Genomic DNA, 24,334 nt, shown 5'->3' with positions numbered 1-24,334 from the left:
AGCTGGTCTTGACAGATGTCAGGACCAACCAAAATTATAATTTTTTATCTAAATTTACTTCAGATGCTTCGACTTTCTTATCATCTTTTTCTTCATCATTTATAATATCTCGAGTCGAGGTTTTGAATTCTTTTAACGTTTGTCCAACAGCTTTGCCTAGTTGAGGTAATTTAGATGGACCAAAGATGATCAAAGCAATAATTAGTACAAGTATTAAACCGGGTATCCCTATGTTTGGCATAGAATCTCCTCCTTCTATAAAGAATCGTTATTAATATAACACATTTTGAAAGAAAATGATGGTTCTACACTTGCTACTGTATTATTTTTTAGGAACTAATGGTCCGCCGCCGTTTTTTAAGTACTCAATCATACCTTCAGTTGCTCGGTAAGCCAATGCACCAACAGTTGGAGTTGGATTCGTTGGACCAAAGTGAGGGAATGCCGAAGCTCCACAAACGAATAAATTATCTACATCCCACATTTGCATGTAATTATTTACTGCAGAGTTTTCAGGGCTATCACCCATGATTACACCGCCACCATCATGTTGGAAAGTAAATCTTCCACCAAAATGCTCAGCCATTGGAATTGTATCGATAATGTCTGCTCCCATTTCTTTTACTACTTCATTAATTTTTTCAACTAAAAATTCATTACGTTTATGGTCCATCTCAGTATAATCGAATGTTACACGAATTAACGGATCACCGTAATCATCTGTATATGTTGGATCTAAGTCTAGATAATGATCTTTATGAGGCAATATAGCTCTTTGTGAAACTACACTTAGGTTACGGTAGAAATAGTGTAAAGAGTTTTTCTTAAATTCTTTACCCCAAGTCGGCGTACCAAATGGTGCAGGATTATTAGAAATAGGTTCATTACCAAATAAATGCAATTCAATCTGCCCGCCATGGATGAAATCCAGATTTGCATGGTCAAAGTTATCCGCATTAAAGTCATTGAAAGCCGATCCTAAAGAACCTGTTCCGATGTAACTATTGAATTTTTTCTCTTCAAAATAACCAATAGCTCCAGTAATCGTATGGTGATCTGTGTAGTTTTTACCGATAATTCCTTCGCCAGTTTTAGGATTATACGGTTTTCCAATACCAGATAACAATAGTAAGCGAACATTATTAAAGATATAGCTTGTTAAAACAACAAGATCGGCAGGTTGTTCGAACTCCTCACCAGTTCTTGTATCTTTATATAAAACACCAGTCGCTTTTGTTCCATCATATAATACACGCGTTACGATAGAATTTGTTCGAAGTTCAAAATTACCTGTTTTCTTAGCAGTTGGTATTACTGTTACGATTGGGTCTGCTTTTGCTCCGTACTCACAGCCATAGTTCCCACAAAATGCACAGTACTGACATGCATTTAATGTTTCTCCATCTGGATTCGTATATGTTTCTGACACATTTGCAGTTGGAACTACGAATGGATGATATCCAAGTTTCTCTGCTGCTTCATGAAACATTTTCATTTGTGGTAATTTTTTTAGTGGTGGTGTTGGGTAATCGATCGAACGATGTCCTGCTAAAGGATCGGGTTCCCCTGATATACCAGCCATTTGTTCAAACTTGGAGTAATATGGTTCGATTTCATCGTACGTAATACCCCAGTCTTGAATAGTAACATCAGCCGGAATTTTACCTTCACCATATTTTTCAATCGTTTTACTACGAATTTCAAAATCATATGGGAAATAGCGATACGTTTGGCCACCCCAGTGAGCACCGCCGCCGCCAGTACCAGTTCCTACTACTAATGCACCTTCATCACGTACTGGTTTGGCAGTATCGTTTAATGTATTACGGAATGTAATAGTATCTTTTGTTAACTTTTGCATTAATTCTTTATGAATATTATATTTTAATTCATCATGACCATGTAAATAATCTTCGATGGATCTTTCTACTCCACGTTCTAATCCAACCACATGATAGCCAGCTTTTGTCAGTTCAGCAGCAACAATACCGCCTGTCCAGCCCATACCAGTTGTTACAACATCAACTTTTGGTAATTTTGTAACCATAATAATCCTCCTCTTGTTGTTTTACCTTATGAATGTTTGTGTCCGCCTAAACTAATAGGATCTATTAATACAAATTCCTCTTCATCTAAATAGGAAGCATACGACATTTGAGCTCCAGGGAATTCTTTCATTTTCCAGCCAGCCATGTTTTTATTGCCACCATAAAGTGGGTCTGAGAAACAACCTTGTAATGTAAGTGTTCTTAGTAAACCAAAAAATGCTGCAGAATTTACTAAATCCATCTTTACTTCTCCAGCTTCAAAAGTACTAAGGATAGTAATTTGTTGCTCTTCCGATAAATCTTTGAAGACCGTTCCATCATGCTCTTTCTCTGCAACTTCATTTATTTTACGAACACCTTGCAGCATAATTTCTGCTTTATCTAGAGGGACTTCGCCTGGTTGGAAAGGACCTTTTCTATAATCATCCGTATTAATACCCCAAGGGCTAGCTAATTGTTTGTCTATAAAGTAAGGAGCGCCGAGTGTAATAGCGCCTGGACCATGCTCATCTTCTGGATAAATTAGTTCCGCTGCTGTACTAAGTGCATCAAAATCTTTTTGTCTTACGAAAAACTGACGAGTATCACTGTAATCGATAGCCGTATGAGTACTTCCGCCAGTAGCTGTATGAGTAGTTGTTTCAGTTTTGCCACCAACTAAGCTACCGATTGCTCCACCTAAAACAAGTCCACCAACTGTTAAACCAGAATTTTTGATGAATGTACGTCTAGATGAACGCTTATCTAAAATAGGACTCTTTTTTTCTTGTTCTGACATATTCAAACCCTCCATTTATGAAAAATGTATTAATGTACAATAGTTTGCCAATTATAAACGATTGAAAATAAGGCAGTGCTTACTAATAATGCGGCGATGAAAAGTGTGTATTTTTTTCCGGTCCAACAAGCAACAATAATGGACAATCCAATAGCTGCGCCAATTAATGAGAACCAGGGAAAAATATTATTAGTGAAATGAAGAAAAAGTGCAAAATCAGCAACGATAAATAGGGCAAACAAAAACTGATTTAATAGTTTCAACTCTTCTAAATTATATTGAGTCACATTATCTCTCCTTTAAATTCTATCTTTTTGGAATAATATTTTTTTATAGTTATAACAAGCAATGAAATTGTAACAAGTTTGTAATATGGGCACAATCACTAATACATGGCTATATGACTAACAACTAGACATATGTATATAGAGTGTTTAATAGAAAAGTGTATTGTGAATATTCAACGTATAATAATTGTAGAAAAAATGTATGCATTCAATATTGCTTTTTATTCTTTATATTCGGGCTGGAAAATATAATTGTATCAACCATCTACGGCTTAGGGCTTAGTCACTTTCCACCTTTAGTACGTTTGGAATTATTAAAAAATAGAGGATGATTAGGATAATAGATTAGAGGAAAAATACCTCTTCTGAACGAGGTGGAAAAAATGGGGAAAAAGGTTTATATCATTCTTAGTAATACTGGGACACTTTTTTCAAAAGCGATTGGCATGTATACAAAAAAAGAGTTGAACCATGCCTCTATTGCTTTTGATGAGGAACTAAATGAGATGTATAGCTTTGGTAGAAAAAGTCATCATAACCCTTTTAATGGAGGGTTTATAAAAGAAAACCCGATTGAGGGAATGCTTCAAAGAGCTACTTGTGCCATTTATGAGTGTGGGGTGACGGATTCTGAATATTTACGGATGAAAAGTATAATTACTCAAATGGAACAACAACAGCAATTATACAAATATAATTTACTCGGCTTAGTGTATGTTGCGATAAATATTGAAAAAGAACGTGAGAATGCATTCTTTTGTTCTCAGTTTGTCGCTACAATTATGAAAGAATGTCCGTCCTCGCAGTTCCGGGTTGCACCTCCTTTAACGCAGCCATATCATTTCGAACAACTTTCAGCATTATCCTTAACATTTAAAGGAGATTTACAAACGTATGTAAGTGGAAAAAGGAAAGTAGAGAAACCGATTCACGTATCGGTTTGGAGAAAGTATGCACTTTCTATAGCAAGCTTTATGTAATACTGGAATATTTACTCATTGTTCTGGACAGTATAGAGAGGAATGTAAATTCTATCTTGTGTTTAGGAGGATGAACAGTGAAGGAAGAACAAACTAATAACACTACAAATGTGGAAAATGAGGATACTCTTACGAATAGGCAGGGGCATCCGGTAACGAATAATCAGAATATGAGGACTGTTGGAAACAGAGGACCAGCAACGTTAGAAAACTATGATTTCATTGAGAAAATAAGTCACTTTGACAGGGAACGTATACCAGAGCGGGTAGTTCATGCAAGAGGTGCCGGAGCGCATGGTTATTTCGAAGCTTATGGTGCTGTGGGAGACGAGGCAGTTTCTAAATATACTCGTGCTAAAGTATTTCAGGGAAAAGGAAAGAAAACTCCTGTTTTTGTTCGATTTTCATCCGTTATTCATGGAGGGCATTCTCCTGAAACGCTACGTGATCCACGTGGGTTTGCAGTGAAGTTTTATACAGAGGATGGAAACTGGGATTTAGTAGGGAATAACTTAAAAATATTCTTTATCCGTGATGCGATAAAGTTCCCGGACATGATTCATGCGTTTAAGCCAGATCCGGTAACTAATATTCAAGATTCGGAACGTTTTTTTGATTTTTGTGCGAGTTCCCCTGAGTCATTTCATATGGTGACTTTCATCTATTCTCCATGGGGCATTCCGGCAAATTACCGAATGATGCAAGGGTCAGGTGTAAATACGTATAAATGGGTAAACAACGAAGGTAAAGCAGTCCTTGTAAAATATCACTGGGAGCCGAAGCAAGGCATTCGTAACTTAACTCAAAAGGAAGCAGAGGAAATACAGGCAAAAAACTTTAATCATGCAACGCAGGATTTATATGATGCAATTGAAAAAGGCGATTTCCCTGAATGGGAGTTACTAGTCCAAACGATGAGTGATGATGATCATCCAGAGTTAGACTTTGATCCGTTAGATGATACAAAGCTGTGGCCTGAAGACTTATTCCCCTGGAAGGCTGTTGGAAAAATGGTGTTAGATCGAAACCCAGTGGATTATTTTACAGAGGTGGAACAGGCAGCGTTTGGTACCGGTGTACTCGTAGATGGATTGGACTTTTCGGACGATAAAATGCTACAAGGCCGTACATTTTCATATTCCGATACACAACGTCACCGTGTTGGAGCAAACTATTTACAGCTTCCGATCAATGCACCTAAAAAACGTGTTGCAACCAATCAAAGCGGTGGCCAAATGGCGTACAAGTTAGATAGAGGTCCGTTCCAAAATCCACATATCAACTATGAACCTTCTATACTAGATGGCTTAAAGGAAGCAACACAAACTGGTAAAGAGTACACTCCAATGATTAAAGGAAACTTAGTGCGCGAGTCCATTGACCGTCAAAATAACACAAAGCAAGCAGGAGAAACCTATCGACAATTTGAGCAATGGGAAAAAACGGAGCTCATCTCGAATTTAGTAAATGACCTGTCTGTCTGTGACCCACGAATTCAAGAAAAGATGATTGCTTTAGCGGAGGAAGCAGATGAAGACTATGGGCGTCATTTAAGAGAAGGACTTGCTCAAGCTAAAAGTAATGGTTCCTCTCAAAAACCGTTGGGAAATAAAGACGGAGATAAAGCACCAGAACAAGCAATTGATAAAAGTCATGAAGCGGATCCATATTAACTGGAAAACCCTGCTCTCCAAGAGCAGGGTTTTCTGCTGTTGTCTCCAACTTTATTGGTATATACTAATACATAGTAGTTTGATAGGAATAGAAGTAGAGGAGTGGATGATTATGTCTAAAATATATATAATTCATGAAAATGATGAGTGGACGGTTCATTTAACAAAACGATTAGAAGAATTAAATTTACCGTATGAATTATGGCATCTAAACCAGGGAATTGTAGATTTAACAACAGCACCTCCAGAAGGGGTGTTTTATAACCGAATGAGTGCTTCTTCCCATACTAGGGGACATAGATATGCACCTGAATTAGCTGGTGGAGTGCTGTCTTGGCTTGAGCTTCATGGAAGAACAGTATTTAATGGAACGAAAGCGTTAAGTTTAGAACTAAGTAAGATCAATCAGTATACTGCTTTGCAAGCAAGTGGCATCAACACGCCAAAAACGATTGCGGCTGTTGGTAGTGAGCAAATTATTTTAGCTGCTAAAAAGCTAGGGAAGACGCCATTTATCACAAAGCATAATCGTGCTGGTAAAGGATTAGGAGTACAATTATTTCAAACAATAGAGGCATTGGAAACTTATGTGAATGGCCCTGCATTTGAAGATCCTGTAGATGGTATTACGCTCATCCAACAATACATCCAATCACCCGATGCTTATATTACGAGAGCGGAGTTCATCGGTGGTAAGTATTTATATGCAGTAAGAGTAGATACTTCAGAAGGATTCGAGCTTTGTCCGGCAGATTCTTGTCAAATTGGAGATGCATTCTGTCCAGTGGGAGAAGAGCCAGCTATGAAGTTTGAAGTTAAAGAAGATATTGATGTATCTTGGGTCGAGCGATATGAAGCATTCTTGCAAGCAAACAAAATTGATGTAGCCGGTATTGAATTTATTCGTGATGCAAACGGGGAAGTGTACACGTATGACGTAAACACAAATACGAACTACAATGCGTATGCAGAGGCTAAGGCAGAGAAATATGGGATGCTGGAGCTTGCTAAGTTTTTAGGGACTGCCCTAGAAAAGTCTAAAGTCCATGCTTAATAGAGTTAGCACCAAAGGAGGGTTTTTATGAGCTTAGTATTGTTTGGGGCTATTTCATTAGTTATTTTGTTTGGGCTATTTGCATTAGCTATCGCCATATTTGTGTTACTGAAGATGACCAAAAAGTAAAGAGTAAGTCAGTCTTTATTGAAGGAGATAGATGAAATCTAAAATGGCTATCAGATTATATATCAATCTGATAGCCATTTATAAGGGATGAGGGATAGCGTACTTCGAAAATGTTTAACGTTTTTTAAAGTTAGATTTCTCATAACCAAAGTTCATGCGCTGATAGCGTCCGAGTATGATTTGGTGGAGGCCATATAAGATTAGTCCAATTGCTACCATAGCTAGCAAAAACTTTCCGAAGGGCTGGTTTGCTAATTCTGTCAAAGCACCCCCAAACCCTTTAGATTCTTCGGAGTTATTTGTATATGCCGTGCGAATAAAGAAAAATCCGATCATACTTATAACAGTCCCTCTTGAAATAAGACCAATTTTCCCTGTTATTCTAGCAATATTTCGTTCCATACCATTCATTTCATAGGTTTTGAATTCAGACATGAATTTCTCTTTAATACCACTATAAAGTTCGAAAACGCCACATCCAATAATTATTGCACCAACTATTCCAACTAACCATATACCAAATGGTTGTTCCAGTAACTTAATGGAAACGTTTTTCTCAGATTCACTATTACCAGCATTTCCCGTATGGCTTGCTAGTTTTATAGCTCCATATGATAAATTTGCATAAATGACTCCACTAATGAAATAACCGGCTCTTTTTATTAGACCTTGTACATCAGTTCCTACATTATTAGGATCTTTAATTGCTAATATAAAAACCCATAGGATATAACCGAATAAACCTATTCCAATAATCCATAAGGCAATTTCCCCGAATGGTATTTCAGAGATTGATTGCAGTACACCAGACGTTCCGGTCATCTCTCCTCGGGGTCCGAATGCTGCTAAAGCTGCTAGAATGCCGATCATTCCATACACAATACCTATAGTCATATAACCAAAACGACCAAAGCGACGAACCCAAGGTTTCGCTTCGCTCATTTTATGTTTTGCCCCGGATGATTTTAATGATACATCCATGTATTCGACACTTCCTCTACTATTCTCTTATTTATAAAGTACCCTTTTTCTCACTAAATAGAAACCCAATCTAGCGACCAATATATGCTAGCTGCTAGAATGACAGAATTCTTAACCAAAAGAGGATTGATCTATATTAATCAGCATAACTCTGGAATTATAAAATTCCCATTACTTGTCTGCCTACTCATTGTTTTTAAAAGAGACAACACTTTGTTATGATTAACATAAAACTAGTTACATAAGTTTCTATCTTGGAGGATATAAAATGAAGTTGGTTTCATGGAATGTGAATGGCATAAGAGCCTGCGCGAAAAAAGGATTTCTCGAATATTTTAATGAAGTAAACGCTGATATTTTTTGTTTGCAAGAAACAAAGCTGCAAGCTGGCCAAATTGAGCTACCCTTACACGGCTATGAACAGTATTGGAACTATGCCTTGAAAAAGGGCTATTCTGGTACAGCAATTTTTACGAAGGTAAAACCGTTATCTGTTAAATATGGTGTTGGTGATAAGGTTTCAGAGGACGAAGGTAGAATTATTACGCTGGAGTATGATCAATTTTACTTGGTGAATGTATACACTCCGAATGCTAAACGAGATCTAACAAGACTTCCATATCGACTGGAATGGGAAGATGAAATGCGTACTTACTTAATAACACTTAATGCTATAAAGCCTGTAATTATGTGTGGGGACTTAAACGTGGCTCATAGCGAAATAGATTTGAAAAACGCTAAATCTAATAGAGGTAACTCAGGGTTTACGGAACAAGAGCGTGGCAAAATGACCGATTTACTTGCAGCAGGATTTGTAGATACATTTCGTTACTTTTATCCAGAAAAAGAAGATGCCTATAGTTGGTGGTCCTATATGAGTCAGGTGCGAGAGCGAAATATTGGATGGAGAATAGATTATTTTATAGCTTCTGAAAAACTAGTCCCTTTTTTGAAGGATGCTTCTATAGATTCACAGGTACTCGGAAGTGATCATTGTCCTGTTATTTTAGAATTAGTGCAGTGACAAGGTTAGAATGATATATTTCACGTAAGGGTATAATACTTTAGTTAAATAGAGTACAATATTTGTAAATCAGATATTATGGAGGTACCAATAGATGAATGCTTTAGCAACGCAATTAAATGAAAAAATGCAAAAAGAAAACCCAGCAGTCTATAATATGTTGTCCGATTTAGGTAAAAACTTGTACTATCCAAAAGGTATTTTAAGTCAAAGTGCAGAAGCAGGGAAAAAAGCACATCGTTTTAATGCTACTATTGGAATCGCAACGGAAAATGGGGAACCGATGCATTTCAACCATATACAAAAGAAATTAGATTATAAACCAAATGATATCTATCCATATGCTCCTCCTCAGGGGAAGGAAGCTTTACGTTTAGTATGGAAGGAAAAGCTGTTAGTAGACAACCCATCGATGAATGGTAAATCAATTGGTACACCGATAGTAACTAGTGCACTAACTCATGGCTTAAGTATTGCAGCAGACTTGTTCATGGATGCTGGAGACGTATTAGTAACACCGCAACAATATTGGGGGAACTATAACACAGTGTTCCAAGTAAGAAGAGGTGGACGGGTAGAGACTTTCCCTCTTTTCAATGAGGCTGGTAGTTTCCATGTGGAAGCGTTCCGTGACACACTTGCTAAACAAACAGAAAAAGCAATCGTCTTGTTAAACTTCCCTAACAATCCTACGGGCTTTACGCCTTCTGTTAAAGAGGCAGAAGCAATCGTTCAAGTATTGAAGGATGCTGCTGAAGGTGGTTTGAAATTAGTAGTTTTACTAGATGATGCATACTTCGGGTTATTTTATGAGGATTCTATTAAAGAATCGTTGTTCGGTTTATTAGCGGACAGTCATGAAAACATTTTGCCAGTCAAAATTGATGGTGCGACAAAAGAAAACTACGTTTGGGGATTCCGTGTTGGATTTATCACATATGCGGCGAGTCCTGATACATTAGATGCTCTAGAACAGAAGACGAAGGGAATAATTCGCGGTACGGTTTCAAGTGGATCTCATATTTCTCAGACAATTCTGTTGGAATCTCTTCAATCTGAAGAGTTTTTACAAGAAAAAGAAGAAAAGTTCCAAATTATGCAAGGTAGAGCAGTAAAAACAAAGCAAGTCCTAGCGGATGAAAAATTCGCTCCATATTGGACCTATTATCCATTCAACTCGGGTTACTTCATGTGCTTGAAGTTAAACGCAGTGGATGCAGAAACTTTAAGACTACATTTACTTGATCATTACGGTGTAGGAGTAATCGCAAGCAACAAAACAGACATCCGCGTTGCATTCTCCTGTGTAGAAGAGAATGACATTCAAGAGTTGTTTGATCTAATCTATGAAGGTTGTAAAGACTTAACTAAATAAGAAGGTATTAAAAAAACTGTTCAGGAGTCTAAACTCTTGAACAGTTTTTTTATTTGATTCGACTATCGAAGAAACCGCATTTCTATCAATTTCGAAACATAAAATATTTAAACGGACATTTCACTATTTTTGAAGGGAGAGTCAGATGAAAAGTAGAGGATTATCAGTATCTGCACTAATCTTTATAGGATTAGTAATCACTTTAGTAGCTTTTTTTATGATATATCTAGTAATAAACTTTGAAAACTTGAATGAAGAGAACGGAGAAGTTCCATATGCCAGCATAACAGTAAAAGAGGAACCAGAGGAAGAGACAGAAGTGGAAGAAAGTCCATTAATACATGATGAAGTAGTAAAATATTCTTCAACTGAATGGACAACAAATGGTGGAGATTACTACAACAGACGTTATTCGATGCTAAACCAAATCACTACTGAAAATATTGGGGATTTAAAACCAACTTGGGTTAGTAGCTTAGGAGGGTCAGGAGCAGAAGGTAAATATTCTGGAGAAGCAACTCCTATTGTAGTTGATGGTATTATGTATATCGCTACTGGAGCAAATGATGTTTTCGCTATAGATGCTAAAACTGGAGAACAATTATGGGTATACAATCCGGATATACCGCAAGAAATGGATACAGTATGCTGTGGTTGGACGACTCGTGGAGTTGCGGTCGGCGACGGAAAAGTATTTGTAGGATTACTGGACGCACGTTTAATCGCACTCGACCAAAAGACAGGAGAAGTATTATGGGAAACTACTGTAGCTGAGTGGGAAGAAGGTTACACGATCACTAGTGCACCTCTATTCTATAATGGGAAAGTCTATACGGGGGTAGCAGGAGGAGAATATGGTATTCGTGGACGTGTAATGGCCTATGATGCAGATTTAGGTTTTGAAGTTTGGCGTTTCTACACAATACCTGGTCCGGGTGATATAAACGGAGATACATGGCCAGCAGATAGTGACGCTTGGTTAACAGGTGGAGGACCGGTATGGAATACTCCATCCGTTGATCCTGAACTGGGGTACATTTACTTTGCAACTGGAAATACCGCTCCAGACTTAGATGGAAGTAACCGTGAAGGGGATAATTTATATGCCAATTCGGTCGTCGCGGTGAATGCTGAAAACGGACAATATGTATGGCATTTCCAAGAAGTGCATCATGATATTTGGGATATGGATCCAGCAAACCCAGTCGTTCTTTATGATGTAGAAATGGATGGGAAAATGAGAAAAGGGCTTGGGCAGGCAGGTAAAACTGGTTGGGTTTATCTATTAGACCGTGCCGATGGAACGCCGCTTGTTGGTATAGAAGAAAAACCTGTACCGCAGGATGAACGTCAAAAAACGGCAGCAACGCAACCGTTTCCTGTTGGAGATGCCTTTGTTCCTCAGGCTGTGACAGAGGAAGATGTGAAGAATGATCTATCATCTGATTTCACAGGTGAAATTGGAGGTATCTTTACACCATTTTGGGATGTTCCAATTACACTTAAGCCAGGACCGACTGGTGGAGCAAACTGGCCACCTTCAGCTTATAATCCGGATACCGAGTACTTTTATGTATTAGGTAATGACACATATATGTCCTTTGAAAGAAGTGAGTTGGAAGAATTTAAAGAGGGAGATCAATACTTTGGAAGTATTTTTGGACCAATTTTAGATGCTCCAGTTCGGGGGACTGTCACTGCGATCGACGTTAAAACTAACAAAATTGCTTGGCAGCAAAAGTGGGATACTCAAGCGTATAGTGGAGTGTTAACTACTAAAGGAAATCTTGTTTTTGTTGGACATAATGACGGCCGTTTGATTGCATACGATGCAAAAACGGGCGATCAAGTTTGGGAATACATGATGGATGCAGGAGCAAATGCACCTTCCGTTACGTATGAAATTGATGGTGAGCAATACATCAGTATATATGCTGCGGGTAATGCACTTGCAGGTAGTAAGCATGGAGATAAGATATACACATTTAAATTAGGTGGGGATTTACCAGAAGGGCAAGTAATTAAGTTCCCTGCGAAAAGTACAAAACCGGCAGAAAAGCCTACTGAAGGAGACACAGTGAGTGCAAATCCTGATAAAGGAATTACTGTATATGATGCAAACTGTTTAGCTTGTCATGGAAACCAAGGCGCAAACGGCCATAATGGACCTAATTTACAAAATAGTGAAGTTGCTGTTAGCAGAGATGATGTTATAGCGCGTATTGAAGAGGGTGGTACTTCCATGCCTTCGTTTAAAGATACGCTGACCGCTGAAGAAATCGAAGCAGTTGCAGCCTATGTTGTAGATGTAATTTCTCCAATGGGAGAATAATAAAACAAAAAAATACTAGCTACTTATTAAGTTGTTATTCAAACTTATTGAGTAGCTTTTTCTGTTTTTAAAACTACTAATATTAATTAGATTAGATATCATTCTCTCTAGGATAATACGTCACACCTAAACGTCAGGTTTTCTCCGAAATTGTAAGCGTTATTGGGATAGGATTATTTGCAAAGAAAAAGGGTAAATAGTGTATACTTATTTCAATAGTTATGAAAAAGGGGATTTTTATGAAGAAAAATTATCCAGATGACGGTTTAGCCTTACATACTGATTTATACCAAATAAATATGGTGGAAACCTATTGGGCAGATAATATGCATGAACGGAAAGCAGTGTTTGAATTGTTTTTCCGCAAACTCCCATTTGGTAATGGATATGGCATTTTTGCAGGACTAGAAAGATGTCTAGATTATTTGCGTGATTTTCACTTCACCGACAGTGATTTAGGGTATTTGCAAGAAGAGCTTGGATACAGAGAAGACTTTATAGCCTATTTACGTACTATTCGTTTTACCGGAAATGTATATTCAATGGTTGAAGGGGAGCTAGTATTTCCGAATGAACCGATTATTCGTATTGAATCTACGCTTGCGGAAGCGCAGCTAGTAGAAACGGCCCTGCTTAATATCGTCAATTATCAAACGTTAATAGCGACAAAAGGTTCTCGTATTAAACAAGTGCTTAAAGAAGAAATCGCTATGGAGTTTGGTTCAAGACGTGCGCAAGAAATGGATGCAGCCATCTGGGGTACTCGAGCTGCATACATAGGAGGAATAGATGGAACTAGTAATGTCCGTGCTGGGAAAAAGTTTGGAATTCCTGTAACTGGAACGCATGCTCATTCACTAGTGCAAGCATATAAAAATGAATATGAAGCATTTCATTCGTATGCGCAGCGCCATAAAGATTGCGTATTTTTGGTGGATACATATAATACATTAAAAACGGGGGTTCCTACAGCTATAAGAGTAGCGAAAGAACTGGGAGATAAGATTAACTTTATCGGTATTCGTTTAGATTCAGGTGATATTTCATTTTTATCGAAGGAAGCTAGAAAAATGTTAGATGAAGCTGGCTTCCCTAATGCTAAAATCGTTGTTTCCAATGATTTAGATGAATATACTATTTTGAACTTAAAAGCACAAGGTGCCAAGGTCGATAGTTGGGGAATCGGAACGAAGTTAATCACTGCATACGATCAACCAGCACTTGGAGCAGTTTATAAAATTGTCTCTATTGCAAACGAGGCAGGGGTGATGGAAGACACGATTAAGATTTCTTCCACTACTGAAAAGGTGACAACGCCTGGCCAGAAAAAACTATATCGAATTATTGATAAAGAAAATGGTAAAGCAGAAGGTGACTATATTACAATGCACGATGAAGATCCAACACATGAGGAACGCTTAAAGATGTTCCATCCAGTGCATACATTTGTCTCTAAATTTGTAACCAATTTTGAAGCAAGGGATCTACATGAAAAAGTGATTGAAAATGGGGAAGTTATTTATCGAATCCCTGAGTTATCGGAAGTTCGGAAATATGCGCATGACAACCTGGATCTATTGTGGGAAGAGTATAAACGCTCTCTAAATCCGGAAGAGTATCCAGTGGACTTGAGCCAAAAATGTTGGGACAATAAAATGCGTAATATTCAAGAGATTAAGGACATGGAACATAATATTATTGACCAAAATGGAGGTAGGTATTAATGTCAGCTAAACAACAAGAAATTATAGCAGCGTTAAAAGTGAAACCAACCATTGATGTACAACAAGAAATACGTATTAGTATTGATTTTATGAAGGACTATTTAAAAAAACACCCCTTTTTAACAAGTATGGTTTTAGGTATTTCTGGAGGTCAAGATTCTACATTAGTAGGGAAACTTGCTCAGCTCACAGTCGATGAATTAAATAAAGAACTTGGTGAGGAGAAATATTCATTTATAGCAGTAAGTTTACCGTATGGTATTCAATTTGATGAGACGGATCGTCAAGATGCATTGGATTTTATCAAGCCAAGTAAACGTATAACGATCAATATAAAAGAAGCTGTGGATGCTAGTGATAAGGCTTTAGTGGAGGCTGGAGTGAGCCTATCTGATTTTGCTAAAGGGAATGAAAAGGCTCGAGAGCGAATGAAAGCTCAATATTCTATAGCAGCTATGCACAATGGCGTGGTCCTTGGTACGGATCATGCAGCAGAAGCCGTAACAGGATTTTATACAAAATACGGAGATGGTGGAGTAGATATTACGCCAATCTTCCGCTTAAACAAGCGTCAAGGTAAGCTGATTTTGAAAGAATTAGGTTGTCCTGAACATCTCTATACGAAAATTCCGACTGCAGATTTGGAAGAAGACAGACCGGCTCTACCGGATGAAGTAGCGCTTGGCGTAACATATGATGAAATTGATGATTATTTAGAAGGTAAAACGGTATCGAAGGAATCGGAAGAAAAAATTGAAGGTTTCTATATTCGATCCATGCATAAACGTAATATGCCAGTCACCATTTTTGATGATTTTTGGAAATAATAACAAAGTCTGATATATAAAAATAGAAAGTCGAACTGTCGAGTAAAAAGGCAGCTCGACTTTTTTGTTTTCTATTTGTACTTAAGGCAAATTTTGGGTATGCTTATAGCGTATTGTAAAAATTTTCACGCAAGTCAATTTATACGTGATTTTAGGGGGAGAATGATGAGAGAACGAGCACAGATAGAAACGATTATTCGAAATATAGAAAAAGTAATGATTGGTAAAAAAGATATTGCGGAACTTGCAGTAGTTGCATTATTAGCGCAAGGACATGTGTTATTAGAAGACGTACCAGGTGTAGGTAAAACGATGATGGTGCGGGCGCTTGCCAAATCTATTGGAGCAGATTTTAAAAGAATTCAATTCACACCGGATTTATTGCCTTCGGACGTATTAGGAGTTTCTATTTACAATCCAAAGGAAATGGAGTTCGAGTTTAGACCTGGACCTATTATGGGGAATATAGTTCTTGCGGATGAAATCAATCGTACATCCCCAAAAACGCAATCTGCGCTACTAGAAGGGATGGAAGAAGCTTCGGTTACCATTGATGGAGTGACTATGCCGATTCCAAGACCATTTTTTGTAATGGCGACGCAAAATCCGATTGAACATGAAGGGACCTACCCGTTACCAGAGGCCCAATTAGATCGTTTTTTACTTAAGTTAAAGATGGGTTATCCGCATCCAAGCGAAGAAATTGAAGTATTAAATAGATTAGAACATGCATCACCGATTGATACATTGGTGCCTGTCATTTCTCTAGAAGAGTTAATCGAACTTCAGAAAAAGGTGAAGCAAGTAACAGTAGATGAAACAATAAAGAGCTATATCGTTGAACTATCTAATCGTACAAGACAGGATACATATATTTATCTAGGAGTAAGTCCACGTGCATCTATTGCATTAATGCGCGCGTCGCAGGGTCTTGCGTTGCTTCATGGTAGAGATTATGTAAACCCAGATGATATTCAATATTTGATGCCTTATGTTTTTGGACATCGTGTCATCTTACGCCCTGAGGCACGTTATGATGGAATTTCGTCTGAAGAAGTGCTTGCACGAATTGTGAAGAGGACTCCGGTTCCTATTAAGAGGAAAATAAGTCAATGAAGCATTTGCTCAATCGATGGAAAAAGATTCGAGGGGTAGTAGGCGTTCTATTCCTCCTAGTAGTAGCTTTTGTGTATGCAATGTTTCAGGGAGGGTTTGTTAGCTGGTTTTTGTTTTATTTGGTCGTCCCTATTTCTTTATATTCGTTGTTATTATATATGAATTCACTGAACGATATCGTTGTGGAACGAATAATTGAAACTGGTAAAGTTCAAAGTGGTGGAAGGTTTTCAGCAACTATTCAGGTGACGAGAAAAAGTCGTTTTCCACTAATGTACGTTCAAATGGAGGAAAAAGTAAGCTCTTCTCTTGCTACAGAAGCTTCATGGAAACAGCTTACCTTTTGGGGCATGAAAAAAGAATTTAGATGGACTTATGAAATAGAGCATATTCCACGTGGTGAGCATGTTTTAGAAGGGACAAGCATTGTAGTAAGCGATTTATTTGGTTGGGTGAAAAAAGAAGTATTTGTAACAAATTCTAAAACAATTCTCGTATTTCCAAACTTGACTGAGATGGTCTACATTCCAATTGAAACGAGATATGACCAAGGAGCAGCTGCTTCTAGAATTCAAGCTATGAAAGATACATCAATGGCAACTGGCGTTAGATCATACCAATCGGGTGATCGTGTATCATGGATTCATTGGAAGTCTTTCGCCAGAACACAAACACTAAAAACAAAAGAATTCGAAGATCGTCAATCCCAGGATATGTTCGTGGTGATGGACCGAACGCCTTCTCCTCTGTTTGAGGAAGTGGTCGACTTAACAGCCTCAATGATGCAAGCGATTGTAAAGCATCAGGCATCCTCTGCATTTCTCTCGGTTGGAGAGGAACGATTGTTCTTGCCTGAAGTTCAAACTGACCAGCATCTTCAACGAGTGCTATATCATTTAACAAAGGTAAAAGACGATTTAACGAAGCCGCTAGAGCAAGTAATTTTGCATGACCGATCATTATCCAATGCGACAACTCTTTTATATGTGACTAGTAATCTAACTTATGAATGGATGGATAATGTACAAAAAAATGCAACAAACTTACGAGCGTGTACTTGTTTTGTCATAAAATCCAAAAATGAAAAAAATACAAGTGAAGAGAATGCTATGTACAAGTATGCAGCAAGTAGAGGTTTTCAAGTGCAGTCGATTACGAAAGATCGCTTTGCCCAAGCCTTTTTGGAGGTGAAACGTTCATGAGTAACAAAGCGCAGCAAACAATAATATCTATACTTATTTATTCTTTTGTTTTTATCCTAATGATGGAATGGTTAAAACCAGTTATCGAGTTAACGAGTACAGGTTTTTTAAGCTTATTTGGTTGGTATTTAGTAATCTCCTTTTTGTTTTATCTTATAAAATTGAAATGGGTATATGCATTTCCTGTTAAGTTAGTATTTATTTGTTGGGTAATTATACATATCTATACAGATCTATCTTTCTTATCAATAGAGGCATTGAAATTTATTTGGGGGATGTTCGTAGGAAATATCGCTTCTCTTATAAGTCAAGATTGGGTACAGGTGACAGACCCCTTCCGAACATTTTTATTTTTCATTTTATTATGGATGACTACGTATCTATTAAACTATTGGATACGAGTACGTAAAAACTTAATGTTATTCTTTTTGTTTACCGTTTTATTTATAACAATCTTAGATACATTTAGTCCATATAGTGGAGAGAAGAGTATTGTTACCGTATTAATATCTGGCTTCCTTATCTTGGGCTTATTATATGCTCAAAAAATGTTATCGGGGCAAGATGGGAAAATACATGGTGCATTTATAGTAGCCAGTATTGGAAGTTTGTTAAGTATTATAGTTATTAGTAGTGCCCTCGCTTACGTTTTGCCAAAAGCAGGTCCTAGTTGGCCAGATCCAGTGCCTTTTCTATTATCGACCAGTCCAAATGCAGATAATAGGGAAGATGGAAAAGGTGTTGGTGGAGGAATACAAAAAGTCGGCTATGGAGAAAATGATGAGTTCTTGGGAGGAGCCTTTGCGAGCGATGATACTCCCGTATTTTATGCGACTAGTCCAACGAAGCAATATTGGAAGATTGAAACGAAGGATATGTATACTTCTAAAGGTTGGGTAAATTCAGCAACAGAGCCTCCAACCCTTTCGAACTACGGGCTGGGAGAACCGATTCAATCTGATATTGCACCTGGGACAGAAGATGAGTCGTTAATAGCTAGAATCTATATGTCTCAACCATATCCTTTTATCATGCAGCCTTATGGAATCGAGCGGGTTGACTCAGTGGAGCCTATTTCTTTAAAAATGAATGAAAGAAATCAAAAACTATATACATTTAATGGAGACAATGAAGTACCTGTTGGAACCTATGAAGTAACCTATAACGAGCCAATCTATAGCTTAAAAGCACTTAGGGATACGGCGCCTGCAAACTTAGAAGGATTATCTAGTGAATTCGATCGCTATTTGCAGCTTCCCGAAACATTACCTTCAAGGGTAAAGGATTTGGCAACTTCTATTACTGCAGATACCGATAATTTATATGATAAGGCAAAAGCAATTGAACGCTATTTCCGATTAAATGGTTTTAGCTACAATCAGGATTTGGCGGCAGTTCCAGAAGGTGATACCGATTATGTCGATCAGTTTTTATTTGATACGAAGGTCGGCTATTGTGATAACTTCTCCACTTCGATGGTTGTATTGTTGCGTTCGGAAGGAATTCCTGCACGTTGGGTGAAGGGGTTTGCACCGGGAGACGTAGTTGAACGTGATAATGGAGTTCCAGTTTATGAAGTGACAAACAATAATGCACACTCATGGGTAGAAGCTTATTTTCCAGGTACTGGATGGATGACATTCGAGCCTACAATTGGATTTACGAATGCTGTCAATTTAAATTATGATATAGACAATGAAAAAGATGAGTTGGAAACACCGGAAAATACACCTAAGGAGACTCCAGAAAAGCCTCAAGCTGAAAAAGATAAGAAGGAAGTTTCCAAAGGTTTTACAGAAATCATGAGTAGCTTTGCTAAATGGATTTCTAATAACAAAGCACCTATATTATGGACACTACTCGGTTTAGTATTGCTTTCTATGCTAGCCTATCGTTATCGAAGAAAGTGGTTATCCAAAGTGTTAATACCGGTGAGCCGAATGCGGAAAAACGACTGGGATACATTTGAAAAAATGTATCATCAGCTATTGAAACAATTAGATGCATATGGAATGAAGAGAGAGCAAGGACAGACGCTATCTGCTTATGCAAAATATGTAGATTCTGGCTTTGGAGAAACACATATGCGTAAATTAACAGATGAATATGAAAAAGGCTTATATGGTAATAATCGAGAGGGCATAAATTATGAGTCGATGAGAGAAAGTTGGGAATATTTAATCAATCAGCTTAGCGGTTGATTTTGAGGGCAACTACCTGTAAACTAAAGTCAAATTAAATGACCAATGTTGCCCTCGTATATGTCCGATAATATGGTTCGGATGTTTCTACCAAGTTGCCATTAACAACTTGACTATGAAGGTGAATGCAGTCATGTCTTTTTTAGGCATATGCATTCACCTTTTTGATGTAGAGAACATAAACGCGTAGAAAGAGGAGGTATGCTTTCTTACGCGTTTTTTTATCATTCTATTAGATTGAGGGTACGTTTGGATTATTATCAGAAGAGGTGGAACTAATGACTTTAACACCATTATTAAAGGAACAAGAAAAGATAGTTGTTTTGGATTTCGGTAGTCAATATAACCAACTAATTACACGTCGTATTCGTGAATTTGGTGTTTACAGTGAACTACTGCCACATACAGTTACAGCAGAAGAATTGAAAAAAGTAAATGCAACAGGGATCATCTTCTCAGGCGGACCTAATTCAGTTTACGATGAAAATGCATTCCATATCGATTCTGCAATCTATGACTTAGGTGTTCCAATTTTAGGTATTTGCTACGGTATGCAGCTAATGTCTCAGCATTTTGGTGGGAAAGTAGAAAAAGCTTCTCATCGCGAGTATGGGAAAGCGGAGATCAATGTGAAAAACGCAACTCCTTTATTTGGACAACTTCCAGAAAACCAAGTCGTTTGGATGAGTCACGGAGACCATGTAACAGTTGCTCCTGAGGGTTTTGAAGTTATTGCAACAAGTCCATCTTGTGAAGTAGCTGCAATGGCAAACGAAGCAAAAAATTTCTATGCTGTACAATTCCATCCTGAAGTTAGACATTCTATTTATGGGATTGAGTTAATACGTCAATTCGTATTTGATATTTGTCATGCTAAAGGTGACTGGTCCATGGAAAGCTTTGTAGAGATGCAAATCCAAAACATTCGCCAAGAAGTTGGGGATAAAAAAGTTCTTTGTGCACTAAGTGGTGGAGTCGATTCTTCAGTAGTTGCGGTACTAATCCATAAAGCAATTGGAGACCAACTAACATGTATGTTTGTGGACCATAACTTAAACCGTAAAGGTGAAGTAGAGCAAGTAATGAAGACTTTCACAGAAGGTTTTAATATGAATGTTATTAAAATTGATGCTCGCGAACGTTTCATGAACAAATTAGCTGGGGTTTCAGATCCAGAGAAAAAACGCAAAATTATTGGGAATGAATTTATATACGTATTTGACGAGGAAGCTTCTAAGTTAGACGGTATGGATTTCCTAGCACAAGGTACGCTATATACAGATATTATTGAGTCTGGAACTGCAACAGCTCAAACGATTAAATCTCATCATAATGTTGGTGGATTGCCAGAAGATATGCAGTTCAAACTAATTGAGCCACTTAAAACATTGTTTAAAGACGAAGTGCGTGCATTAGGATTAGAACTTGGTATTGATGAAAAAATCGTTTGGCGTCAACCTTTCCCAGGACCTGGTTTAGGAATTCGTGTATTAGGTGAAATTACTGAAGAAAAATTAGAAATCGTTCGTGAATCTGATTTCATCCTTCGCGAAGAAATCGCCAAAGCCGGACTTGATCGTGATATTTGGCAGTACTTCACAGTTCTTCCAGACATCCGCAGCGTTGGTGTAATGGGTGATGCACGTACATATGATTACGCAATCGGTATCCGTGCAGTAACTTCTATTGATGGAATGACTTCTGACTGGGCACGTATCCCATGGGACGTTCTAGAGAAAGTATCTGTTCGTTTAGTCAATGAAGTGTCTCACATCAACCGCGTACTGTATGACATTACGAGTAAACCACCAGCTACGATTGAGTGGGAATAGGACCAAACACTAAAACCTTATATCAAGGATTTAAAGGTTATGAGTGATCGTTGCAAAATAGGACTTTCCTTTATTCATGTAATTCATGATTAAAGGGAGGTCTTATTTTATGTTCTGAATCATTGAATTGAAGGAAGGTTTCAAAATGAATCAGGAAACTGTATTATGTAGAGATGTGTATTAAAGCATTGGAGTTGATTCATATTAAGAAGTACATTCAGTACCGTAAATCTAATCTTTAGATTAGCGTTAAGCTAATAGGGTTTAATTCCGTAAAATAAGGTATATTATATTTGTTGAATAGATTCTCTTTAAAGACAAGAAAAGTGGGTGAACAAAGTGGGAAAATATCTTTTGGATAATAAAGGTCAGGCAGCTGTGGCAAGTTATCATGAAAAAAACAAGCCTGCCAAATTTGATAAAAAGCAGCAGCTAGAAAAAATACGGGCAGAGTATTTGAAAAAGAAACAAAACCAAACGGAAAAATAATATAAATGAAAACACAGGAGGGTAAACCTTTTCCTGTGTTTTTCTTATTCCAAGTTATTGGAGATAGAGTTATTTGAATTTATAAATGAATAATAGTCGTTCCGTTTTTAATATAATACATACTCCTTCTATTTAAAATGGAAATTACTAATTTGCTTTTGATTACAGTAGTAAGTATGAGGAGTATTTGAATTAGTAAGAAATACTAGAAATGTCATAATGACGAACTATATTAAGTTTTTATATAAAAACGTTCGGATTTAGTATTGATTTTCTAAAATAATGATGTTATATTACATATATAATTTAATATGTCGTCGTATAACGTTGGGAATAAGGCCCAAAAGTCTCTACCGAATCACCGTAAATGATTCGACTACGATTAAGAGGAAGAAGGATAATTCTTCCCTTACTTGAGATACTAAAGCATACGACTGATTTACTAGTCGTATGCTTTTTTCTGTTATACAGACAATAACTGGAGGAAATCATGAAAAAGTATTTTCAGTTTGAAGAATTAGGGACTAATTACCGCAGTGAAATTATTGGAGGGTTAACAACTTTCCTAGCTATGGCGTATATTCTTATAGTAAACCCGATGATCCTTTCGCTTGATGGGATAGAGGGATTACCAGATTCCATGCATATGGATAAAGGTGCTGTATTTACAGCTACTGCTCTTGCAGCAGGTCTTGGTTCTATATTAATGGGAGTACTGGCGAAATACCCAATTGCACTAGCACCAGGTATGGGATTAAACGCATTTTTTGCTTTTACAGTAGTACTAGATTTTGGAATCTCATGGCAAATTGCTTTAACTGGCGTTTTTGTAGCAGGAGTAATCTTTATACTTCTATCGTTAACTGGCATTCGTGAAACAATTATAAACGCAATTCCAACCGAACTAAAGTATGCAGTGGGTGCTGGAATTGGTTTGTTTATCACTTTTGTAGGTTTGCAAAACTCTAAGATTATCGTAAGTGATCCTTCTGTAATTGTTGGTCTAGGAGATTTAGCAGACCCTAACATTTTATTAACGATTTTTGGGCTTGTTATTACAGTGATTATGATGGTGAAAGGCGTTAAAGGTGGAATATTCTACGGAATGCTGATTACGGCAATCGTTGGTATGATTTTCAGTCTAGTGCCACTACCATCTGGAATCGTAAGTAGTATTCCAGATGTAAGCCCAACATTTGGAGCTGCACTTGATCCAATTTTTAATGATCCAACTTCTTTATTAACTACACAATTCTTAGTTGTAGTGCTTACTTTCTTATTTGTAAACTTCTTTGATACAGCTGGAACATTGATATCTGTTGCTAACCAAGCGGGATTAATGAAAGGCAATAAATTACCACGTGCTGGTAAAGCGTTACTAGCAGATGCAATAGCTACTACAGCTGGAGCAGTAGCGGGTACTTCCACTACTACTAGTTATGTAGAATCAACAGCTGGTGTTGCAGCTGGGGCGCGTTCAGGTTTCGCGGCAGTAGTAACGGGAGTGCTGATGTTATTAGCATTATTCTTCTATCCAATATTAAGTGTAGTTACTTCTTATGTAACGGCGCCGGCGTTAATAATAGTTGGGGTATTGATGGTTTCTGCTTTAGGAAATATAGAGTGGAAAAAATTCGAAGTTGCAGTGCCTGCGTTTTTCGTAATCATTGCAATGCCATTAACTTATTCTATTGCAACTGGTATCGCCATTGGATTTTTATTCTACCCAATTACAATGATCGTAGCAGGGCGTATTAAAGAAATCCATCCGATTATGTATGGTTTATGGGTTATATTCCTTTGTTACTTTATCTTCTTATAAAAATAGTAAAACAAGAGAGAAGCATTGTGCTTCTCTTTTTTGTTTCTTCTATATAGATGCACCTTATGATAAATTCATCTAACTTTACTAAACTTTGAAAACTAAAGAGGGTATTATCTCTTTGTTCTAACTTATTTTAATTAGAATCTTAAATATTATAATTAGGAATCTAGATAGATTTGAGTTTAAAGGAAGTGTCGTTATTTTCATAGAAACCTAGCGTTTAAAAGGGTTCCTATTAACTCTATTTAATTGTTGCATTTATCAGAAAAAAGTGTTATTATATTTTACACAACAACTTTACAAAAAGCTGTTGACGAAGGTAGCAAAAGGGTGTTAAGATACAAAGGTCGCTGAAACAAGACGACAACTTAAACAACATGAACATTGAAAACTGAACATGCAAAACGTTAAGAAACATAGCTTTCAACTAACTTGTTAGGATGAGAGCAAAACAATT

Annotated in this window: 19 protein-coding genes and 2 riboswitches; of the genes, 14 read left to right on the top strand and 5 right to left on the bottom strand. The window is 37.4% G+C overall.

Annotated features, from left to right (window positions below):
- Positions 1–34 precede the first annotated feature (34 nt).
- The 4 genes from tatA to MHI47_RS16210 all read right to left on the bottom strand — a co-directional run bounded on the left by tatA (position 35) and on the right by MHI47_RS16210 (position 3,113).
- Positions 35–241, bottom strand: coding sequence for a twin-arginine translocase TatA/TatE family subunit (gene tatA / locus MHI47_RS16225; RefSeq protein WP_093538330.1), 207 nt, complete (start codon positions 239–241; stop codon positions 35–37).
- Between the two features lie 81 nt (positions 242–322).
- Positions 323–2,047, bottom strand: a complete 1,725-nt coding sequence (locus MHI47_RS16220; protein WP_340770293.1) for a GMC family oxidoreductase — start codon at positions 2,045–2,047, stop codon at positions 323–325.
- A gap of 26 nt (positions 2,048–2,073) precedes the next feature.
- On the bottom strand, positions 2,074–2,826 hold the full coding sequence (locus MHI47_RS16215; RefSeq protein ID WP_340831485.1) for a gluconate 2-dehydrogenase subunit 3 family protein: 753 nt from the start codon (positions 2,824–2,826) through the stop codon (positions 2,074–2,076).
- Positions 2,827–2,855: 29 nt separating this feature from the next.
- A complete protein-coding gene (locus MHI47_RS16210; protein WP_340770289.1) occupies positions 2,856–3,113 on the bottom strand; it encodes a hypothetical protein in 258 nt (85 codons plus the stop codon).
- 383 nt (positions 3,114–3,496) lie between these two features.
- On the opposite strand from MHI47_RS16210, the gene MHI47_RS16205 reads away from it, so the two are divergent.
- The 3 genes from MHI47_RS16205 to MHI47_RS16195 all read left to right on the top strand — a co-directional run bounded on the left by MHI47_RS16205 (position 3,497) and on the right by MHI47_RS16195 (position 6,820).
- Positions 3,497–4,093 (top strand): hypothetical protein, encoded by a 597-nt coding sequence (locus MHI47_RS16205; RefSeq protein WP_340831484.1) that lies wholly within the window; start codon positions 3,497–3,499, stop codon positions 4,091–4,093.
- A 77-nt stretch (positions 4,094–4,170) separates the two neighbouring features.
- A complete protein-coding gene (locus MHI47_RS16200; RefSeq protein ID WP_340831483.1) occupies positions 4,171–5,766 on the top strand; it encodes a catalase in 1,596 nt (531 codons plus the stop codon).
- A 112-nt stretch (positions 5,767–5,878) separates the two neighbouring features.
- Entirely contained in the window at positions 5,879–6,820 is a 942-nt protein-coding gene (locus tag MHI47_RS16195) for an ATP-grasp domain-containing protein (RefSeq protein ID WP_340831482.1), read from the top strand.
- Positions 6,821–7,063: 243 nt separating this feature from the next.
- Here MHI47_RS16195 and MHI47_RS16190 read toward each other — a convergent pair whose 3' ends face one another.
- Entirely contained in the window at positions 7,064–7,930 is an 867-nt protein-coding gene (locus tag MHI47_RS16190) for a DUF1206 domain-containing protein (protein ID WP_340831481.1), read from the bottom strand.
- 268 nt (positions 7,931–8,198) lie between these two features.
- On the opposite strand from MHI47_RS16190, the gene MHI47_RS16185 reads away from it, so the two are divergent.
- The 11 genes from MHI47_RS16185 (at position 8,199) to MHI47_RS16135 (ending at position 23,874) form a co-directional block, all read left to right on the top strand.
- Entirely contained in the window at positions 8,199–8,954 is a 756-nt protein-coding gene (locus MHI47_RS16185; RefSeq protein ID WP_340831480.1) for an exodeoxyribonuclease III, read from the top strand.
- Positions 8,955–9,048: 94 nt separating this feature from the next.
- Entirely contained in the window at positions 9,049–10,329 is a 1,281-nt protein-coding gene (locus MHI47_RS16180; protein WP_093538339.1) for an aminotransferase class I/II-fold pyridoxal phosphate-dependent enzyme, read from the top strand.
- A 145-nt stretch (positions 10,330–10,474) separates the two neighbouring features.
- The gene (locus tag MHI47_RS16175) at positions 10,475–12,661 is read left to right on the top strand and encodes an outer membrane protein assembly factor BamB family protein (protein ID WP_340831478.1); all 2,187 of its coding nucleotides are present in this window, start codon (positions 10,475–10,477) and stop codon (positions 12,659–12,661) included.
- A gap of 239 nt (positions 12,662–12,900) precedes the next feature.
- Entirely contained in the window at positions 12,901–14,385 is a 1,485-nt protein-coding gene (locus MHI47_RS16170) for a nicotinate phosphoribosyltransferase (protein ID WP_340831477.1), read from the top strand.
- Positions 14,385–15,212 carry an ammonia-dependent NAD(+) synthetase gene (nadE, locus tag MHI47_RS16165; RefSeq protein ID WP_340831475.1) on the top strand — a complete coding sequence of 276 codons (828 nt, stop codon included), beginning with the start codon at positions 14,385–14,387 and terminating at the stop codon, positions 15,210–15,212. Before MHI47_RS16170 ends, nadE begins: the two co-directional genes overlap by 1 nt.
- 165 nt (positions 15,213–15,377) lie before the next feature.
- Complete coding sequence (locus tag MHI47_RS16160; protein ID WP_093538343.1) at positions 15,378–16,328, top strand: AAA family ATPase; 951 nt, start codon at positions 15,378–15,380, stop codon at positions 16,326–16,328.
- Positions 16,325–17,530, top strand: a complete 1,206-nt coding sequence (locus MHI47_RS16155; RefSeq protein ID WP_340763500.1) for a DUF58 domain-containing protein — start codon at positions 16,325–16,327, stop codon at positions 17,528–17,530. The genes MHI47_RS16160 and MHI47_RS16155 overlap by 4 nt, the downstream gene beginning before the upstream one ends.
- Positions 17,527–19,731 carry a transglutaminase domain-containing protein gene (locus MHI47_RS16150; RefSeq protein ID WP_340831474.1) on the top strand — a complete coding sequence of 735 codons (2,205 nt, stop codon included), beginning with the start codon at positions 17,527–17,529 and terminating at the stop codon, positions 19,729–19,731. The genes MHI47_RS16155 and MHI47_RS16150 overlap by 4 nt, the downstream gene beginning before the upstream one ends.
- Positions 19,732–19,765: 34 nt before the next feature.
- Positions 19,766–19,867: riboswitch (purine riboswitch) on the top strand.
- A 142-nt stretch (positions 19,868–20,009) separates the two neighbouring features.
- Entirely contained in the window at positions 20,010–21,563 is a 1,554-nt protein-coding gene (gene guaA / locus MHI47_RS16145; protein ID WP_093538346.1) for a glutamine-hydrolyzing GMP synthase, read from the top strand.
- A gap of 339 nt (positions 21,564–21,902) precedes the next feature.
- The gene (locus MHI47_RS16140; RefSeq protein ID WP_093538347.1) at positions 21,903–22,052 is read left to right on the top strand and encodes a hypothetical protein; all 150 of its coding nucleotides are present in this window, start codon (positions 21,903–21,905) and stop codon (positions 22,050–22,052) included.
- Positions 22,053–22,349: 297 nt separating this feature from the next.
- Positions 22,350–22,451, top strand: a riboswitch (purine riboswitch).
- 91 nt (positions 22,452–22,542) lie between these two features.
- Positions 22,543–23,874, top strand: coding sequence for an NCS2 family permease (locus tag MHI47_RS16135; RefSeq protein WP_340763498.1), 1,332 nt, complete (start codon positions 22,543–22,545; stop codon positions 23,872–23,874).
- Positions 23,875–24,334: the final 460 nt, after the last annotated feature.

Source organism: Psychrobacillus sp. FSL H8-0487, assembly GCF_038008385.1.
Lineage (GTDB): Bacteria > Bacillota > Bacilli > Bacillales_A > Planococcaceae > Psychrobacillus > Psychrobacillus psychrotolerans.
The sequence above is the reverse complement of the archived record's forward strand: the minus strand, read 5'-3'. Positions and strand labels throughout refer to the sequence as shown.

Coding starts and splice junctions, on each gene's coding strand:
- MHI47_RS16155 (WP_340763500.1), top strand. CDS start 16,325: ATGAAGCATTTGCTCAATCGATGGAAAAAGATTCGAGGGGTAGTAGGC.
- guaA (WP_093538346.1), top strand. CDS start 20,010: ATGACTTTAACACCATTATTAAAGGAACAAGAAAAGATAGTTGTTTTG.
- tatA (WP_093538330.1), bottom strand. CDS start 241: ATGCCAAACATAGGGATACCCGGTTTAATACTTGTACTAATTATTGCT.
- MHI47_RS16185 (WP_340831480.1), top strand. CDS start 8,199: ATGAAGTTGGTTTCATGGAATGTGAATGGCATAAGAGCCTGCGCGAAA.
- MHI47_RS16150 (WP_340831474.1), top strand. CDS start 17,527: ATGAGTAACAAAGCGCAGCAAACAATAATATCTATACTTATTTATTCT.
- nadE (WP_340831475.1), top strand. CDS start 14,385: ATGTCAGCTAAACAACAAGAAATTATAGCAGCGTTAAAAGTGAAACCA.
- MHI47_RS16175 (WP_340831478.1), top strand. CDS start 10,475: ATGAAAAGTAGAGGATTATCAGTATCTGCACTAATCTTTATAGGATTA.
- MHI47_RS16195 (WP_340831482.1), top strand. CDS start 5,879: ATGTCTAAAATATATATAATTCATGAAAATGATGAGTGGACGGTTCAT.
- MHI47_RS16220 (WP_340770293.1), bottom strand. CDS start 2,047: ATGGTTACAAAATTACCAAAAGTTGATGTTGTAACAACTGGTATGGGC.
- MHI47_RS16205 (WP_340831484.1), top strand. CDS start 3,497: ATGGGGAAAAAGGTTTATATCATTCTTAGTAATACTGGGACACTTTTT.
- MHI47_RS16135 (WP_340763498.1), top strand. CDS start 22,543: ATGAAAAAGTATTTTCAGTTTGAAGAATTAGGGACTAATTACCGCAGT.
- MHI47_RS16190 (WP_340831481.1), bottom strand. CDS start 7,930: ATGGATGTATCATTAAAATCATCCGGGGCAAAACATAAAATGAGCGAA.
- MHI47_RS16180 (WP_093538339.1), top strand. CDS start 9,049: ATGAATGCTTTAGCAACGCAATTAAATGAAAAAATGCAAAAAGAAAAC.
- MHI47_RS16215 (WP_340831485.1), bottom strand. CDS start 2,826: ATGTCAGAACAAGAAAAAAAGAGTCCTATTTTAGATAAGCGTTCATCT.
- MHI47_RS16160 (WP_093538343.1), top strand. CDS start 15,378: ATGAGAGAACGAGCACAGATAGAAACGATTATTCGAAATATAGAAAAA.
- MHI47_RS16170 (WP_340831477.1), top strand. CDS start 12,901: ATGAAGAAAAATTATCCAGATGACGGTTTAGCCTTACATACTGATTTA.